Consider the following 14,701-nt stretch of genomic DNA (forward strand, 5'->3'; position numbering starts at 1 on the left):
CTCGTAATAGTTTCGAATCTTAGGGAAAGGCAGATCTCCTTGCCTTTACGCGAGTCCATCTTTGTCGTCGACGACGATGCGTCCATGCGCGCCAGCATGGACGGACTTCTGCGAGGACACGGTTTCGACACCACGCTGTTCGACACTGCGAGTGCCTTGCTCGAACATGGCAAGTTCTACACCGCGATTTGCATCATTCTCGACATCAATCTTGGCGCAAAGTCCGGCCTCGAGCTGCGGCGAAGACTGGCTGAGAAAGGCGTCATCGCGCCCGTAATCTATGTAACCGGTAATGATTGCGTTGCGAACCGTGCCGCTGCGCTTGCGTCCGGCTGAATTGCCTACTTGATCAAACCCTTTGCGGCGCAGTCGTTGATCGAATCCGTCGAGCGCGCCCGTATTTCGTAACTCCACTCTGGTCATCATTCGTCGATATACTGCTCGAGCGTTCTGGTTGGTGCACCTTTGTGGACGGAGCCGAATTGCGCCAACGGAATCGAAGTCGTAACGGCAAGAAGATTCGAATCGATGAGTTCGAGCACAAGCGCCTTTCCGGTTTCCATCTCTTTGATAACTTGGGGCGCCGCTACGTCGGCGGCGACGCATAGATTGGTGAGACACCAAGTATAGGGCACGCGGAAGGCGTCGCCATGGTCGACGCTCAATTTCGGCGGCTGTTGCAAGTACATCCCCACAGGTACGAAAATTTGCAGGCGGGCCGTGGGAGCGTCCTCCCGCTCGATCAGATCGAGGCGCACGGCCGTCTGTCCGGTTGCGAATTGGCCGGTGATCGAGGTTCGGCACAGGGTGGACGCACCGCCGGCCTTGAAGCAGAGTTTCTGCCAGTCGCCATAGCGGATATCCTTTGCTTCGCGCTGGCCGCGCGTTGCGACCTCGGCAGGCCTGTCGGCTCGCGATGCCTCCGGCGCGGCCAGGGTTGAGCTTGTGGCGGTCCCGACTGCAATCATCAACAGCCCAGAGAGGCAATCAAGAGGGCGAGGCATCGTCGCGGTCTCCGAGATATGAGCTCATTTCTGCGCATCGAGGAATTTCGTAACCAGGGGTGACCAGAGCGGAATCGCGTCCGGCGAACCGATGAAGAAATGTCCCTCATTGCCGAAGGGCGGCATCAGATGATACTCGGCCCGGCCGCCGGCGGCGGTGAAGGCGGCATGCATGCGCTTCGACAGATCGGGTCCGAAGAACGTGTCATTCTCGATGTAGATCCACAGCATCGGCAGTCGCGATGTGCGGCCGAAATCCGCGGTGGCCTCGATCAGCTTGTGGGGCGCGCAATTGTTGTTCGGCTTGCCTCCGACACGGCCGCCGCGGCCGGCAGCAAACGTGATGATCGCCTTCACCTGCGGCGGGTTCACGCTCGATAAGGCGATGGAAGCCCAGCCGCCGGCGGACTGCCCGACCACGATTACGTCCTTTGGGATGATCCGCTTTTCGGCGGCCAAAAAGTCGATGATCCAAAGATCGACCTGGGCGACCGCAAGGCCCGCATCATGAAAGTTAGGATTGGTGCACTTGCCGACTTTGGAGAAGAACGGGCCAAACAGTGCGCGCTCGGGAATGTCGATTGCGGCTGCGCCATAGCCGGTGCCGACTGGAGCCACCACGAGGTAGCCCCGTGTCGCGAACCATTTGGCGGCATCGCGGAATTCGACCAAGGGAAAGAAGCTCCGATCGGTCGGCTTGAGCGAGACGCCATGATTCATGATGACGAGCGGGAAGGGACCATCGCCGACCGGGCGTACCAGATAGGCGAACATGGGCAGCGGCAGCGGGAGGGCCCAGATCTCCTCCTGAATGCGAACCTCGACCTCCGTGCGGGCAGACGATGCGAAGACAAGAAGGATGAGGAGGGTGGTCGCGAAAGAGCGGAGGATCGCAGGCAAACAACGCATCGCAACCTCCCTCAACCTTCAAAAGTTGCGGCGACCACGATCGGACCGAGCACCGTCAGCACGACATTGCCGACCGCATAGGGCACGGCGAGCACCGGCGTCTGACTCTCGGCCACGTCGCAGGCGCCGGTGCAGGAAAATTTCCGGTGCGGTGGCGATGATCCACCCGACGGTTTCCATGGCATTTCCCCGGCGCTTTGGCGTGATTTGATTGCCGACGGCGGGATGTTGCTTGATCCAGATCAAGCCTCAGCGGGGATGAGGCGATGCCTATGGCGCGATGAAATGTTTGCGACAGCCCGTAATGCCGACATGAGTACCTTGGACGTCGCAGCCGGCGCGATCCGCCGCGACGAGACGGTCGGGATCGTCTTGCTGCTCGCCTTCGCGGGCGGCTACATCGACGCCTATACCTGGATCATCCACGGTGTGATGGCGAATGCCCAGACCGCCAATCTGATCTTCCTCTGGGTCTATGGGATGGCCGGCAACTGGGCTAAGGCCTTGCAGTTCGTGCCGCCAATCCTGGCTTTCGCGATCGGAATCGTGATCGCGGCCTGGCTGCGCCGCGTGGCGGGCGAGCGGGCCAGCGCGATCAGCACGCTGATCGAGATCCTGCTCTTGGTAGCGATCGGCATCCTGCACAATCGGTTGCCCGATCTGGCCGGAACGCTCGGTATTTCCGTCGTGGCGGCGATGCAGGCTACAATGTTCATCAAGGTCGAAGGCACGGTATGCAGCACGGTGATGATCACCGGCAATATGCGTCAGGCCATCGAGAACGTCTTCGCGGTCGCGGCAGGGAGCGCCCCACTGGGAACGCTGCGCCGCTCGGGCATTTTCTTCGCATTGTGTGCCGTGTTCGGCTTCGGTGCCGCGGCCGGCGCTTTTGCCGCCAAGAACATTCCCGATCTCGCGTTGGGCCTGCCCGTGGTCGCGCTGTTGATTGTGTTGCTGCGCTGCGAAGCGTCCCGTTCGGAGGACCGTCGATGAACCGGCCACCCGCTCCGACCTGGACGCGATTCTTTCCACCGGCCGAATGGCTTGCGGCCTATCGACGCGAATGGCTGCCATCCGACGCGATCGCCGGCATCACGCTCGCCGCCTACGCCATCCCGGTCTCGCTCGCCTATGCCGCGCTCGCCGGCTTGCCGCCGCAGATCGGCGTCTATGGTTACATGCTCGGAGGCATCGGTTATGCCTTGCTCGGAACGTCGCGCCAACTCGCGATAGGTCCGACCTCGGCAATCTCCCTGATGATCGCCGGGACCGTCGGCGCCCTCGACGGGGGCGATGCGGTCCGCTATGCGCAGGTCGCAAGCCTTGCGGCCTTTGCGGTGGCGGTGTTGTGCTTCATCGCCTGGCTGTTCAAGCTCAGCGTGTTGGTTCGCCTTGTCAGCGACAGCATCCTGGTCGGCTTCAAGGCCGGGGCAGGGCTCACTATCATCATGAGTCAGTTGCCGAGCCTGCTCGGCATCGCCGGGGGCGGGCACAATTTCTTCGATCGCGTCATCAAGCTGTCCGGGCAGCTCGGCGGCATCGATCTGCTTGTGCTGGGCATCGGCGCGGTCGCGCTCCTGTTGCTTCTGCTCGGCGAACGGCTTTTGCCGGGAAAACCCGTTGGCATCACCGTCGTGGCACTCGCGATCGCTCTGGCAACGCTCCTGGGCTTGCCAGCCCTCGGCGTGCCCGTCACCGGGAAGATACCGGAAGGGCTGCCGGCACTGGCGATCCCGACATTCGGCCTGCTGGAATTCGACGACCTGTTCCCGCTCGCCGCAGGCTGTGTGCTGCTGGCCTATATCGAAGGCGTATCGGCGGCCCGCAGCTTTGCCGCCAAGCATGGCTATCCGCTCGATGTCCGCCAAGAGTTCCTGGGACTGGGCGCGGCGAACCTCGCCGCTGCCTTTGGCCATGGCTATCCCGTCGCGGGGGGCCTGTCGCAATCGGCCGTCAACGACAATGCCGGTGCGCGGACGCCGCTGGCGCTGATGATCTGCTCGGTGGCGCTCGGGCTGTGCCTGCTGTTCTTCACGGGGCTGCTGACCAACCTGCCGAAGGCGGTGCTCGCGGCGATCGTCATCGCTGCCGTCTACAGGCTGGTCGACGTTCGAGCGCTGCTGCGAATGTGGCAGGTCAGCCGCATCGATTTCTACGCGGCGGCGATTGCGCTGATCTCCGTTTTGTTGCTCGGCATCCTCCAGGGCGTTCTGCTGGCGTCGATCGCCTCGATCTTCCTGCTGCTGGCGCGGGCCTCGCAGCCCAATGTCGCGTTCCTCGGCCGCTTGCCCGGCAGCGGCCGTTATTCGGATAGCGCGAGACATGAGGGCATCGAGCCGCTGGTCGGGATCATCGCTTTCCGGCCCGAAGCGTCGCTGCTCTACATCAATGCCGAGACGATCCTGGAAACCGTCCTGACCGCGCTCCGGAGGTCGCCCGGCGTCCGGCTGGTGGCCTGCGACCTCTCGGCCTCGCCCTATATCGATCTGGCGGGCGCACGCATGCTGCACGAGCTGCATGACGAACTTGCGTCACGCAGGGTGACCTTCTGCATCGTCGGCGCGCACGCGCAGCTCCGCGATCTTCTGCGTGCCGAAGGGCTCGCGGATAAGACCGACAGCGCCCAGTGGCTGCGGTCGCTCGATAGCCTGCTCGGCGATGATCAGGCGAACGTCGCACAACGAACGGCCTGATGTCTTCGTGTTGCGCTGCGAACGGCACGGCATCGGCTCGCATAATGCACGCGACCGTTGACTTGGATCAATGGCACGACCCGCGCCGCTCCCACGATCCGCATCACCTTCGGTAAAGGATCGGGAGAGAGAGATGTCCAAAGACACCAAGCCCGCACAGAAGCGTATCGACCAGTTCTTTTCCGGCCCGGGCGCGCGGGCAGACGACTGGCGCGACCTTGTGGAGGCAGCAAAGACCTGGGCGCGCGTGGGCAATCGCGCGGCCTATGATGCGGCACTGGCCGATCTTTCGATCACCGAGGAATTTCACGGCTATCCCGGTCCGCACCTCATGGCGGCGCTGCGGGAAGCTGCGGCCGCCGGCGACGGTGCGTCATCGTTCGCCCTTGCGACGCGAATTGCCCAGGCGCTGGCGACGCGATCCTTCCGCCAGCATGCCGGCGACTGGAACGCCAAGGACGACGGCAATGCTGACGCGCCGGAGCTGGTGCCGCCGGCCTTTGGCGCGCACAGCGCGCGTAGGCCGTATTTCGAGACCCTGATCGTCACCGGCGCATCATCGAGCCAGTGGCCGGCCCTGGCCGCCGAATGGCGCAAGCTGCGGCGCCCGGTCGATGCCTTCGTCTACGAACCTGTCATCGTCGGCAGCCTGGAGGACGCCTTCTGCGCGACGATGCTCAATCCGAACATCGGAGCAGTCATCATCAACGAGGGCTTCGGCCTGCGCTCGCGCCACGATGCGCCGGTGTTGCGCTCGATCATGGCCTCGGCCGGTCTCATCGACGAAACCGACACCTCGGCGCTCCGGCTCGCCCAGATCATCAAGCGCGTCAGGCCCGAGCTCGACCTTTACATGATCTCGAACCGGGACGTGGAAGAGTTGGCAGGCAATCCCGAGGCGGATGTGGTCCGCCGCATCTTCTATTCCGTTGAAGAACTGCTGGAACTGCATCTGTCGATCCTCGAAGGCATCCAGGATCGCTACGACACGCCGTTCTTCGACAATCTCAAGAAATATGCGCAGCGTCCGATCGGCACGTTCCACGCGCTGCCGATCGCCCGAGGCAAGTCGATCTTCAAGTCCGACTGGATCCGGGACATGGGCGAGTTCTACGGCCCGAACCTGTTCCTGGCCGAGAGCAGCGCCACCACCGGCGGCCTCGACAGCATGCTGGAGCCGACCGGCACCATCAAGAAGGCGCAGGAGAAGGCGGCGAGGGCGCTCGGCGCCGACCGCGTCTTCTTCGTCACCAACGGCACCTCGACGTCGAACAAGATGGCGGTGCAGGCCCTGCTCGCGCCCGGCGACATCGCGATCGTCGATCGCAATTGCCACAAGTCGCATCACTACGGCATGGTGCTTGCCGGTGCGCAGCCGCTCTATGTCGAAGCCTTCCCGATGACGGAATATTCGATGTATGGCGCGGTGCCGCTGAAGACGATCAAGCAGGCGCTGCTGGGCGCCAAGGCCGACGGCCGGCTCGACCGCGTCAAGATGGTCGACCTGACGAACTGTACCTTCGACGGCCATATCTACAACACTAGACGGGTGATGGAGGAATGCCTCGCCATCAAGCCCGATCTGATCTTTCTCTGGGATGAAGCCTGGTTCGGCTTCGCGCGCTTCTCGCCGTTCCTGCGCCGCCGGACCGGACTTGGCGCCGCCAACGAGATCGAGGCATGGATGCGCGATCCCAGGTCGGTCGCGGTCTATGAGAAGCAGCAGGCCGAGCTCGGCAAGAACCCGTCCGACGAGGTGCTGCTCAAGACCCGGCTGATCCCGGACCCCAGACAGATCCGGCTGCGCGTCTACCAGACCAACTCGACCCACAAGTCGATGTCGGCGATCCGCCAGGGCTCGATGCTTTCGGTCAAGGACGTCGAATTCCACACCGTCGAGCAGCAGTTCAAGGAGGCGGTGTTCACCCATGCCTCGACCAGTCCGAACCAGCAGCTCATCGCCAGCCTCGACATCTCGCGGCGGCAGATGGAGTTGGAGGGCTATGGCCTCGTCGCCAACGCGATCGAGATCGCGTTCGCGATCCGCCAGGCGGTCAACAACAATCCGCTGATCTCGAAATATTTCCGCATCCTTGGCGCCGACGCCATGGTGCCGGCGCAGTACCGCCAGAGCGGCTTCACCGACTTCCTCGCCCCCGGCGTCAATTGGGCGAATACGCTGAGGAGTCTGGACGAGGACGAGTTCTGCCTCGACCCGACCCGCATGACGCTGGTGTGCGGCATGGCCGGCTATGACGGCACGCAGTTCAAGGGCATTCTCGCCAACGAGTACAACATCCAGGTCAACAAGACCTCACGCAACTCGGTCCTGGTCCAGTCCAACATCAACAACACCCGCAGCGATGTCGCGCATCTCGTCCGCGTGCTCGCCGAGATCGCGGGCGAGATCGACCGCGGCCTCGCCAGCGGCGCCAATGCGCGGAAGACCTTCGAGGCACGGGTGACGAGCCTCATGAAGGACGTGCCCGACCTGCCGAACTTCTCGCATTTCCACCCGAGCTTCCGCGGCGATGCCGGCACCAGGACTAATGAAGGCGATATCCGCAGCGGCTTCTACGCGGCCTATGACGTCGCCGGCTGCGAGCACATTCGCCTCAACGACCCCGAGATCGACCGGCGGCTGAAGGCCGGTCCCGAGCTCGTCTCGGCCAACTTCGTGATCCCGTATCCGCCGGGCTTCCCGATCATGGTGCCCGGCCAGGTCATCACCCAGGAGACCATCGACTTCATGCGCAAGCTCGATGTGAAGGAGATCCATGGCTACGACGCCAAGGAAGGGCTGAAACTCGTACGGACGGAAGCCTTGGCCAAGCTCGGCAGGCCGAAGCCCAGCGCGCAGCCGAAGCTCAAGGCCGCGTCATAGGGCGGGAGGGGACGAACATGCAGGCATTTTTTCAGTTCTTGCAGCAGTACCCGTATTTGCTGCTGTTCTTCGTGGTCGGTCTCGCCGTCTATATCGGCCGGGCCAGCATCAAGGGTTATGGTCTCGGCATGGTCGCTGGCGCCATCGTGGTCGGCGCGGGCATCTCGGTCTGGGCATCCAGCTATGGCGTGAAGCTGGAGCTGAACAATTTCGCCAAGAGCCTCTTTTACTATCTCTTCATGTACGGTGTAGGTCTGCGCGTCGGTCCGTCCTTCATCAACAGCCTCAGGGGAGATGGCGTCAAGTTCCTGTTCCTCGCGGTCGTGTCCAGCATTCTGGGCCTGACACTGGTCGTGCTTGGTGCGAAGCTCTTCGCGTTGCCGCCCGGTGCGGCCGGCGGCATGCTGGCGGGGTCGCAGACCATGTCGGCGGCGATCGGCTCGGCCGAGCAGGCGGTAACCTCAGGTGTCGTCAAGCTGCCTGAGGGTATGAAGCCCGAGGAAGCGTCCGGCATGATCGCTCTGTCCTACGGCATCACCTATATCTGGGGCACCGTCGGCATCATCCTGATCTGCAAATATTTGCCGCGCTGGTGGGGCGTCGATGCCAAGGCCGCTGCGAAGAAGTACGAGCAGGAGTTCGGCGTCAAGGATCTCGAAGGCGGCGCCCTGACCGGCTACCGTCAGTTCGGTCTGCGCGCCTACCGGCTGGAGAATCCAGCGACGGTGGGGTTGAGCATTGCCAAATTCCGCGCAATGAATCCGGAATACCGGATCGTCAATGTGGGGCGTAAGGGCGAGCCGCAGGGCGCTGATCCTGATCTCGTGCTGCAGAAGGGCGATATCGTCGCGCTGGGCGGATCGACCGAGCATCTGACCGAGAAGATGGGCCTGATTGGTCCGGAAGTCGTCGATGCCAAGACGCTCGGTATACCCATGGACCAGGCTGAAATCGTCGTCTTCAACAAGGACGTCGTCGGGCGTACCTTCGAATCCTTCCGCGACACGGCTATCGCCGGCCAGCTGCAGGTCACCAAGGTCGAACGGGGCGGCGTGCAGATCCCGGCCGGTCTCAAGACCAAGCTGGAACGCATGGACATCGTCTCGGTGGTCGGCCTGAAGTCGGCGGTCAACGAGCTCGGCGAGATGTGGGGGCGCATCGCGCGCGCCAACACCTCGACCGACCTGCTGACTCTGTCTGTCGGCATGATCCTTGGCTTCCTGATCGGCATGGTCGAATTCCCCGCGTTCGGGGCCAAGGTCGGCCTCGGCAATGCCGGCGGCCTCTTGCTGTCCGGCGTGATTGTGTCCTCGATCGTGTCGCGTCTGCGCTTCTTCGGCAATACGCCGAATGCGGCGCGAAACGTACTCGAGGATCTCGGCCTCGTCGTGTTCGTCGCGATCGTCGGCGTCAATGCCGGCGCAGGCCTGTTGGCCCAGCTCACCGGCGCGGTCGCCCTGAAGATCTTCATCGTCGGCTTCATCGCGTGCACGATCCCGCCGTTCATCGTCTGGGCGATCGGATTCCACGTCTTCAAGATCAATCCGGCGGTGCTGATGGGCGGCGTTGCCGGCGCGCGCTCGCATTCCGGCCCGTGCCGCGAGGCTGCGGTCGAGATCCAGAGCTCCGTGCCCTGGATCGGATTCCCGGTCGGCTATGCCGTTTCGGGCATCCTTCTCACCATCTTCGGTTACTTCGCGATGATCCTGGCTCAATAATAAGGGGAAGACACGTCATGAGAAAACTGACCTTCGGCGCCGTCCTGGTCGCCTCGCTCGCAACCGTTGCCGGCTTCAACACGCCGGCCCGTGCCGATACCGGCCAGGTTGCGGTCGTCTTCACCAAGGGTGGCTTCATCATCGGCGCCGGTGGCGGAGAGGGCGTTCTGCTCTACCGGGGCAAGAAATATCCGTTCACGGTGTCTGGCATGAGCGTAGGCCTCACCATCGGGGCGTCGACCACGAAGTTCGTCGGCCGCGCCCTCAATTTGAAGGGGCCGGCATCCATTGAAGGCACTTATGCCGTGGGAGGAGCAGGTGGGGCAGTCGCCGCAGGTGCTGGCGCGGTTCAGTTGCAGAACAGCAATGGCGTGATCCTCCAGCTCAGCGGCCCGCGGGTCGGCGCGGAAGTATCGGCTGCCGTCGGCGGCGTCACAATCCGCCTGAAATCGAGTTGAAGGGGCCACGCAGCGCGCGTGTTCACGCGCGCGCTGCAGGAGCCCACCTCACAAAGCCGTCGTCTTGTTGATTTAAGTCAAGCTCAAATTCGGATCGGTACCCGACCTTACCATCGGGTGCCTATCGCGGTCGTGCGGCGGCATCATCCAAGACCGAGTGATGGCACCCCGATCATAGGAGGAGATGCCATGCTTCGTTATCTTCTGGCTGCTCTTGCGGTCTTTGTCCTGCTCACCGTCAGCCTCGTTCCCGACGATGCTTTCGCTCGTCGCGGTGGTGGCGGCTTTCATGGCGGCGGAGCGCGTGCAGGCGGCTTTCATGGCGGAGGTTTCCGCGGTGGTGCTGTTCATGCTGGCCGCATCCATGGCGGGCATCGCGTCGCCAGAGGTGCGCGCCCTGCTCATCCGATAGCCGGTCGTCCCGGCCGCTATCCAGTCGCAGGTCGCCCGGGCCGTCCCGTCGCCGGTTATCCGGGATATCGTCCTGGTTACGGCTGGGGCCGCGCGGCCTATGGCGCCGCCGCGGTTGGGGCCGCAGCAGCGGGCGCTTACGGCGCTTACGGCTACTACAACAATGGCTGTTATCAGGACACCTACGGCAATTGGGTCTGCCCGCACCAAAACCCGTATCGCTATTGAGCGATCGGCGGCAGCATCAGGCCCCTAGCGGCCTGATGCTGCTCAATAGCGCTGCGCGACGAAATTCATTTCCTTGAGGCTGACCTGGTCGTTGTAGCGTCCCTTGTCGGAGCGGTTCGGCAGCTTGATCTTGTCCTTCTTGATGCGCTTGTAGGGGATGGCGCCGAGAAGGTGGGCGATGCAGTTCAGCCGCGCCCTTCGTTTGTCGTCAGAGCGGACGATGTACCAGGGCGCATCCTTCGTGCTGGTCTTCTTCAGCATCAGGTCGCGCGCGCGCGAATAGTCGTACCATCGGCGGAAGGATTCCAGGTCCATCGGACTGAGCTTCCACTGCCGGACCGGGTCGTCGATGCGGGCCTTGAAGCGGCGCTCCTGCTCGTCCATCCCGACCTCGAGCCAGATCTTGATCAGGATGATGCCGCCGTCGATGACGTATTTCTCCATCTGCGGGCACAGGTTGAGGAAGCGCTCGTGCTCGGCAGGGGTGCAGAAGCCCATGACGTATTCGACGCCGGCGCGGTTGTACCAGCTCCGGTCGAAGATCACGATCTCGCCGCCGGCCGGAAATCGCTCCATATAGCGCTGGAAGAACAATTGCGTCTTCTCGCGGTCGGATGGCGCAGGGAGGGCGACGACCCGGAACACGCGCGGGCTGACCTTCTCGGTGATCGCCTTGATGGTCCCGCCCTTGCCGGCGGCGTCCCGGCCCTCGAACAGGATGATGACCCGGAGCTTGTTTTCCCGCACGTAGTCCTGGAGGTGGCACAGTTCGACCTGAAGCTTCTCGAGCTCCTTCTCGTAATCCTTCCGCTTCATCCGCTCCGCAGCTGCGTCCTTGGCCATCCCGATCCTTCCGTTGCTAATCGTCCCAGGATATGGTCACCCCGATGTCGCCGGGCACGCCGCCGGGAAAATCGATGATCTGATAGGCGATGCGATAGCCGCGCGGTTTCAGGTAATCGGTCCAGAGCTGGAAGATTTCCTTGGGGATGCCGGTCAGGGTGTTCTCCCAGCCCTTCTCCATCTGATTGATGGCGCGGCCCTTGTCAGTGCACAGCGAATTCGGGAAGCGATAGACCAGCACTTCCGTGAGGCCGTTGCGCACCGCGCGCTGGATAATGGTCGAGGCGAGCTTGATCTTCTCCTCCTCGGTCTTGCCCGACGGCTTGCTCAAGCGCTCGATCAGGGCGCGCTTCTCGGCCTCGGCCGCAGCGGCAAGGCGCACATATTCATCCGCCTTTTCGGCCTCCTTGAGGGCTGCTTCCTTACGAATCTGGGCGGCGCTGGGGATGAGATCGTCTAGGCCGGGCATGGCGGGCGGCTCCTCATGATTATGCGATCGGCATGCAGCAGACGCTAGGTCGCCCCAAACGCGCTCCCTTGACTCAAATCAAACAAACGCGAACATACCCGAACACAGTGCTGCACATGCACGTTTTGACCGGGAGAGACCTTTGAGCGAGCAGCTTCATCCGATGGCACCTCATCATCTGCCGTTCTATCTCGCACCGGGGAGCGGGACCGATACGCTGATGGTGGTGATGGGCGTATTCCTGATCGGGGCCGTGCTCTGGGTCGGCACGCTCTATTGGAAACTGCACAGCCTGCCCGAGCGGATGGCGCACAAATCGCAGAAATTGCAGTTCGAGCTCGTTGCGGTGCTCGGCCTGATCTCGCTGTTCACGCACATGCACATCTTCTGGGTCGCCGGCCTGCTCCTCGCGCTGATCGATCTTCCGGATTTTGGCACGCCGCTGCGCAGCATCGCCGGATCCGTCGAGAAGATCGCCGACGCCACGCCGTCCGCCGATGCGAGAGAAATCCAGCCAGAGGCAGCAGCCGCGCCATCTCCTTCTGACAAGCCGGGACCTGCCAAGGAGAGGGAGCACAGTCATGCTTGAGCTGCTGATCTGCTCCCTGGTCACGATCCTCCCGGACTACCTCTACCGTCGCTACGCTCAGGGCAAGCGCTTCGGCAAGGAAATCACCTTCTTTTCAGTCTGGTACGAGCTGCGCTGGGGCATCACCGCCTGCCTGATGCTGACGGTCTCGCTCATCACCATGATCTTCTACTTCCATCCGGCGACGTCGTCGGCGACGCTGTACTTCCGCACAGTGCCGATTCTGCCTGAAGGCTCGGGCCGTGTCGCCGAGGTAAAGATCGGCTTCAGCGCGCCGGTCAAGAAGGGCGACGTGCTGTTCACGCTCGACAGCTCCAAGCAGCAGGCCGCCGTCGAAACGGCCAAGCGCAAAGTCGCGGAGGTCGATGCCGCCATGCAGACCGCGCAGGCTGACGTGGTCAAGGCCGAGGCGCAGCTCGGGGAGGCGAAAGCGAACCACCAGCAGGCGAAGGACGAGCTCGAGGTCAAGACCGAGCTCCAGCGTCGCAACCCCGGCATTGTTCCGCAGCGTGACATCGACAAGCTCCAGGTGCTGGTCGATCAGCGACAGTCCGGCATCGACGCCGCGACGGCGGCGAAGCAGTCGGCCTCCCTGCAGGTCTCAGTTCTGCTGCCGGCCCAAAAGGCCAGCGCCGAAGCCGCGCTCGACCAGGCACAGGTCGAGCTCGACAAGACGTTTGTGCGTGCCGGCGTCGATGGCCGGGTCGAGCAGTTCCTGGTTCGCCCCGGCGACGTCGTCAACCAGCTGATGCGCCCCGCCGGCGTTCTCGTTCCGGAGGGAGCGGGCCGCAAGGCGCTTCAGGCCGGTTTCGGCCAGATCGAGGCGCAGGTCATGAAGGAGGGCATGATAGCGGAAGCGACCTGCATCTCGAAGCCCTGGGTGATCATCCCGATGGTGATCACGACGGTGCAGGACTACATCGCGGCGGGGCAGTTTCGCTCCGGCGAGCAGCTAATCGATCCGCAGAATGTCGTCCGCCCCGGCACGATCCTGGTCTTTCTGGAGCCGCTTTACAAAGGCGGCCTCGACGGTGTCACACCGGGCTCGAGCTGCATCGTCAATGCCTACACCAGCAACCACGAGGAGATCTCGGCCAAGGACACCCCGACCAGCCGGAAGATCGCGCTGCACGTCGTGGACGCCGTCGGCCTCGTCCATGCGCTGCTGCTGCGCATTCAGGCCTTGTTGCTGCCGATCCAGACACTCGTGCTGAGCGGCGGCCATTGAATCGCAAGAGGAGGACGGACAAGGCGAGTTCGCCGAAATTCGTCCTCGCCTGCCGTTTCGGTCGCCTGCGCTGGTCCGCGCGGTCGGAATTCTCGCGGCGAGTGTGCAAGCATTGACGCATGTCAAGCAAGACGATCGCCGGCGCATCTCAATGTCCTTCATCCGAGGAGGATATGAGATGAGATCAACACCAACCCTTCGTACCACATTGTCTGGCTTCGGCACGGCTCTGTTGCTGGCGGCGGCCTCGCCCGCGCACGCCGATGATCCGGCCAAGATCCTGAAATCGATGACGGACTATCTGACCAGCCAGAACACCCTGTCCGCCTCGTTCGACAGCGACATCGAGATCATCACGCCCGAACTTCAGAAGATCCAGTTCGCGAGCTCCGGACAGGTCAAGCTGGGCAGGCCCGACAAGCTCCGCGTCAGGCGCACCGGCGGCTATGCGGATGTCGAGCTGGTTTATGACGGCAAGACGCTCTCGCTCTACGGCAACGACGCCAAATCCTACATGCAGGCCGAGATGGCGGGCACGGTGGACCAGATGATCGGCGAGATGCAGGCCCATTCCGGGCTCGGCATGCCCGGCACCGATCTGCTGCTCACCAACGCATTCGAGGAACTGATGGGTACGGCCACCGACGGGAAGCATATCGGGCAGGGTGTGGTCGACGGCGTCGAGTGCGAGCATCTCGCATTTCGCACGCCCGACACCGATTGGCAGATCTGGATCGAGACGGGCGCCAAGCCGGTGCCGCGCAAATACGTGATCACCAGCAAGACGGTGACGGGCGCACCGCAGTACACGTTGCGGATCAGGGACTGGAAGACCGACGCATTTGCCGAGGACACCTTCGTGTTCAAGCCACCGGCCGGCGCCACCAGGATCGACATCAACTCGGTCGCGATGGCGGAATTCGACGAACTTCCCCCGGGCACACCGACAGGAGCCAAGAAATGATCATGCTGCGAAAGACTTTGATCGGCGCGGCCGCGATGGTCGCCTTTGCCGCCGGACTGTCCTGGAATGGTGCACCTGGCATCGGCGAGAGCAGCTTCCTTTCGGAAGCGCAGGCGAGGGTTGGACGCCCGCTCACGCCCATGAGCTATGCCGGCGTCGCGCGTCGAACAACACGCCGAGCGGTTGCGGTTGGCGCCGCGGCGGGAGCCGCCGGCGCCTATTATGCGCCCTCCTGCGCGCAGGTCGTGGACGCCTATGGCCGCGTCGTCACGCGCTGCTGAGGCTTCCCGGGGGCTGTCCGTT

15 protein-coding genes are annotated in these 14,701 nt (G+C 63.1%); 11 read left to right on the forward strand and 4 right to left on the reverse strand.

The window, feature by feature from the left end; all coding sequences use genetic code 11:
• Window positions 1-96: 96 nt before the first annotated feature.
• Window positions 97-336, forward strand: a complete 240-nt coding sequence (locus P6U27_RS08115) for a response regulator (RefSeq protein ID WP_312016197.1) — start codon at window positions 97-99, stop codon at window positions 334-336.
• 86 nt (window positions 337-422) lie between these two features.
• Here P6U27_RS08115 and P6U27_RS08120 read toward each other — a convergent pair whose 3' ends face one another.
• Together P6U27_RS08120 and P6U27_RS08125 are read right to left on the reverse strand one after the other, a co-directional pair.
• A complete protein-coding gene (locus P6U27_RS08120) occupies window positions 423-1,004 on the reverse strand; it encodes an invasion associated locus B family protein (RefSeq protein WP_122401718.1) in 582 nt (193 codons plus the stop codon).
• Window positions 1,005-1,028: 24 nt separating this feature from the next.
• Window positions 1,029-1,913, reverse strand: coding sequence for a S9 family peptidase (locus P6U27_RS08125; protein WP_129144678.1), 885 nt, complete (start codon window positions 1,911-1,913; stop codon window positions 1,029-1,031).
• Window positions 1,914-2,225: 312 nt separating this feature from the next.
• Here P6U27_RS08125 and P6U27_RS08130 point away from each other — a divergent pair, with 312 nt between their 5' ends.
• The 6 genes from P6U27_RS08130 (at window position 2,226) to P6U27_RS08155 (ending at window position 10,305) form a co-directional block, all read left to right on the forward strand.
• Window positions 2,226-2,906 (forward strand): YoaK family protein, encoded by a 681-nt coding sequence (locus tag P6U27_RS08130; RefSeq protein ID WP_129144700.1) that lies wholly within the window; start codon window positions 2,226-2,228, stop codon window positions 2,904-2,906.
• A complete protein-coding gene (locus P6U27_RS08135) occupies window positions 2,903-4,606 on the forward strand; it encodes a SulP family inorganic anion transporter (RefSeq protein ID WP_122401720.1) in 1,704 nt (567 codons plus the stop codon). Before P6U27_RS08130 ends, P6U27_RS08135 begins: the two co-directional genes overlap by 4 nt.
• 133 nt (window positions 4,607-4,739) lie before the next feature.
• Entirely contained in the window at window positions 4,740-7,490 is a 2,751-nt protein-coding gene (locus tag P6U27_RS08140) for a decarboxylase (RefSeq protein ID WP_122401721.1), read from the forward strand.
• A 17-nt stretch (window positions 7,491-7,507) separates the two neighbouring features.
• The gene (locus P6U27_RS08145; protein ID WP_122401722.1) at window positions 7,508-9,208 is read left to right on the forward strand and encodes an aspartate:alanine exchanger family transporter; all 1,701 of its coding nucleotides are present in this window, start codon (window positions 7,508-7,510) and stop codon (window positions 9,206-9,208) included.
• A gap of 17 nt (window positions 9,209-9,225) precedes the next feature.
• Entirely contained in the window at window positions 9,226-9,666 is a 441-nt protein-coding gene (locus P6U27_RS08150) for a hypothetical protein (RefSeq protein WP_122401723.1), read from the forward strand.
• Between the two features lie 189 nt (window positions 9,667-9,855).
• Window positions 9,856-10,305 carry a hypothetical protein gene (locus tag P6U27_RS08155; protein ID WP_122401724.1) on the forward strand — a complete coding sequence of 150 codons (450 nt, stop codon included), beginning with the start codon at window positions 9,856-9,858 and terminating at the stop codon, window positions 10,303-10,305.
• Window positions 10,306-10,347: 42 nt separating this feature from the next.
• Here the strand turns inward: P6U27_RS08155 and ppk2 are convergent, their stop codons facing one another.
• Together ppk2 and P6U27_RS08165 are read right to left on the reverse strand one after the other, a co-directional pair.
• The gene (ppk2, locus tag P6U27_RS08160; RefSeq protein ID WP_122401725.1) at window positions 10,348-11,148 is read right to left on the reverse strand and encodes a polyphosphate kinase 2; all 801 of its coding nucleotides are present in this window, start codon (window positions 11,146-11,148) and stop codon (window positions 10,348-10,350) included.
• Between the two features lie 16 nt (window positions 11,149-11,164).
• On the reverse strand, window positions 11,165-11,617 hold the full coding sequence (locus P6U27_RS08165; protein ID WP_025035470.1) for a hypothetical protein: 453 nt from the start codon (window positions 11,615-11,617) through the stop codon (window positions 11,165-11,167).
• 163 nt (window positions 11,618-11,780) lie between these two features.
• On the opposite strand from P6U27_RS08165, the gene P6U27_RS08170 reads away from it, so the two are divergent.
• The 4 genes from P6U27_RS08170 (at window position 11,781) to P6U27_RS08185 (ending at window position 14,679) form a co-directional block, all read left to right on the forward strand.
• Entirely contained in the window at window positions 11,781-12,206 is a 426-nt protein-coding gene (locus tag P6U27_RS08170) for a hypothetical protein (RefSeq protein WP_122406479.1), read from the forward strand.
• Window positions 12,199-13,434 carry an HlyD family secretion protein gene (locus P6U27_RS08175; protein ID WP_122401726.1) on the forward strand — a complete coding sequence of 412 codons (1,236 nt, stop codon included), beginning with the start codon at window positions 12,199-12,201 and terminating at the stop codon, window positions 13,432-13,434. Before P6U27_RS08170 ends, P6U27_RS08175 begins: the two co-directional genes overlap by 8 nt.
• Before the next feature lie 178 nt (window positions 13,435-13,612).
• Window positions 13,613-14,398: a DUF2092 domain-containing protein gene (locus P6U27_RS08180; protein WP_122406480.1), complete on the forward strand. Its 786-nt coding sequence runs from the start codon at window positions 13,613-13,615 to the stop codon at window positions 14,396-14,398.
• On the forward strand, window positions 14,395-14,679 hold the full coding sequence (locus P6U27_RS08185; RefSeq protein WP_122401727.1) for a hypothetical protein: 285 nt from the start codon (window positions 14,395-14,397) through the stop codon (window positions 14,677-14,679). The genes P6U27_RS08180 and P6U27_RS08185 overlap by 4 nt, the downstream gene beginning before the upstream one ends.
• Window positions 14,680-14,701 lie beyond the last annotated feature (22 nt).

The sequence above is a fragment of the Bradyrhizobium sp. STM 3566 genome (assembly GCF_045571445.1).
Taxonomy (GTDB): domain Bacteria; phylum Pseudomonadota; class Alphaproteobacteria; order Rhizobiales; family Xanthobacteraceae; genus Bradyrhizobium; species Bradyrhizobium vignae.

Coding starts and splice junctions, on each gene's coding strand:
- P6U27_RS08165 (WP_025035470.1), bottom strand. CDS start 11,617: ATGCCCGGCCTAGACGATCTCATCCCCAGCGCCGCCCAGATTCGTAAG.
- P6U27_RS08145 (WP_122401722.1), top strand. CDS start 7,508: ATGCAGGCATTTTTTCAGTTCTTGCAGCAGTACCCGTATTTGCTGCTG.
- P6U27_RS08120 (WP_122401718.1), bottom strand. CDS start 1,004: ATGCCTCGCCCTCTTGATTGCCTCTCTGGGCTGTTGATGATTGCAGTC.
- P6U27_RS08170 (WP_122406479.1), top strand. CDS start 11,781: ATGGCACCTCATCATCTGCCGTTCTATCTCGCACCGGGGAGCGGGACC.
- P6U27_RS08140 (WP_122401721.1), top strand. CDS start 4,740: ATGTCCAAAGACACCAAGCCCGCACAGAAGCGTATCGACCAGTTCTTT.
- P6U27_RS08135 (WP_122401720.1), top strand. CDS start 2,903: ATGAACCGGCCACCCGCTCCGACCTGGACGCGATTCTTTCCACCGGCC.
- P6U27_RS08180 (WP_122406480.1), top strand. CDS start 13,613: ATGAGATCAACACCAACCCTTCGTACCACATTGTCTGGCTTCGGCACG.
- P6U27_RS08115 (WP_312016197.1), top strand. CDS start 97: ATGGACGGACTTCTGCGAGGACACGGTTTCGACACCACGCTGTTCGAC.
- P6U27_RS08175 (WP_122401726.1), top strand. CDS start 12,199: ATGCTTGAGCTGCTGATCTGCTCCCTGGTCACGATCCTCCCGGACTAC.
- P6U27_RS08185 (WP_122401727.1), top strand. CDS start 14,395: ATGATCATGCTGCGAAAGACTTTGATCGGCGCGGCCGCGATGGTCGCC.
- P6U27_RS08150 (WP_122401723.1), top strand. CDS start 9,226: ATGAGAAAACTGACCTTCGGCGCCGTCCTGGTCGCCTCGCTCGCAACC.
- P6U27_RS08130 (WP_129144700.1), top strand. CDS start 2,226: ATGAGTACCTTGGACGTCGCAGCCGGCGCGATCCGCCGCGACGAGACG.
- P6U27_RS08125 (WP_129144678.1), bottom strand. CDS start 1,913: ATGCGTTGTTTGCCTGCGATCCTCCGCTCTTTCGCGACCACCCTCCTC.
- ppk2 (WP_122401725.1), bottom strand. CDS start 11,148: ATGGCCAAGGACGCAGCTGCGGAGCGGATGAAGCGGAAGGATTACGAG.
- P6U27_RS08155 (WP_122401724.1), top strand. CDS start 9,856: ATGCTTCGTTATCTTCTGGCTGCTCTTGCGGTCTTTGTCCTGCTCACC.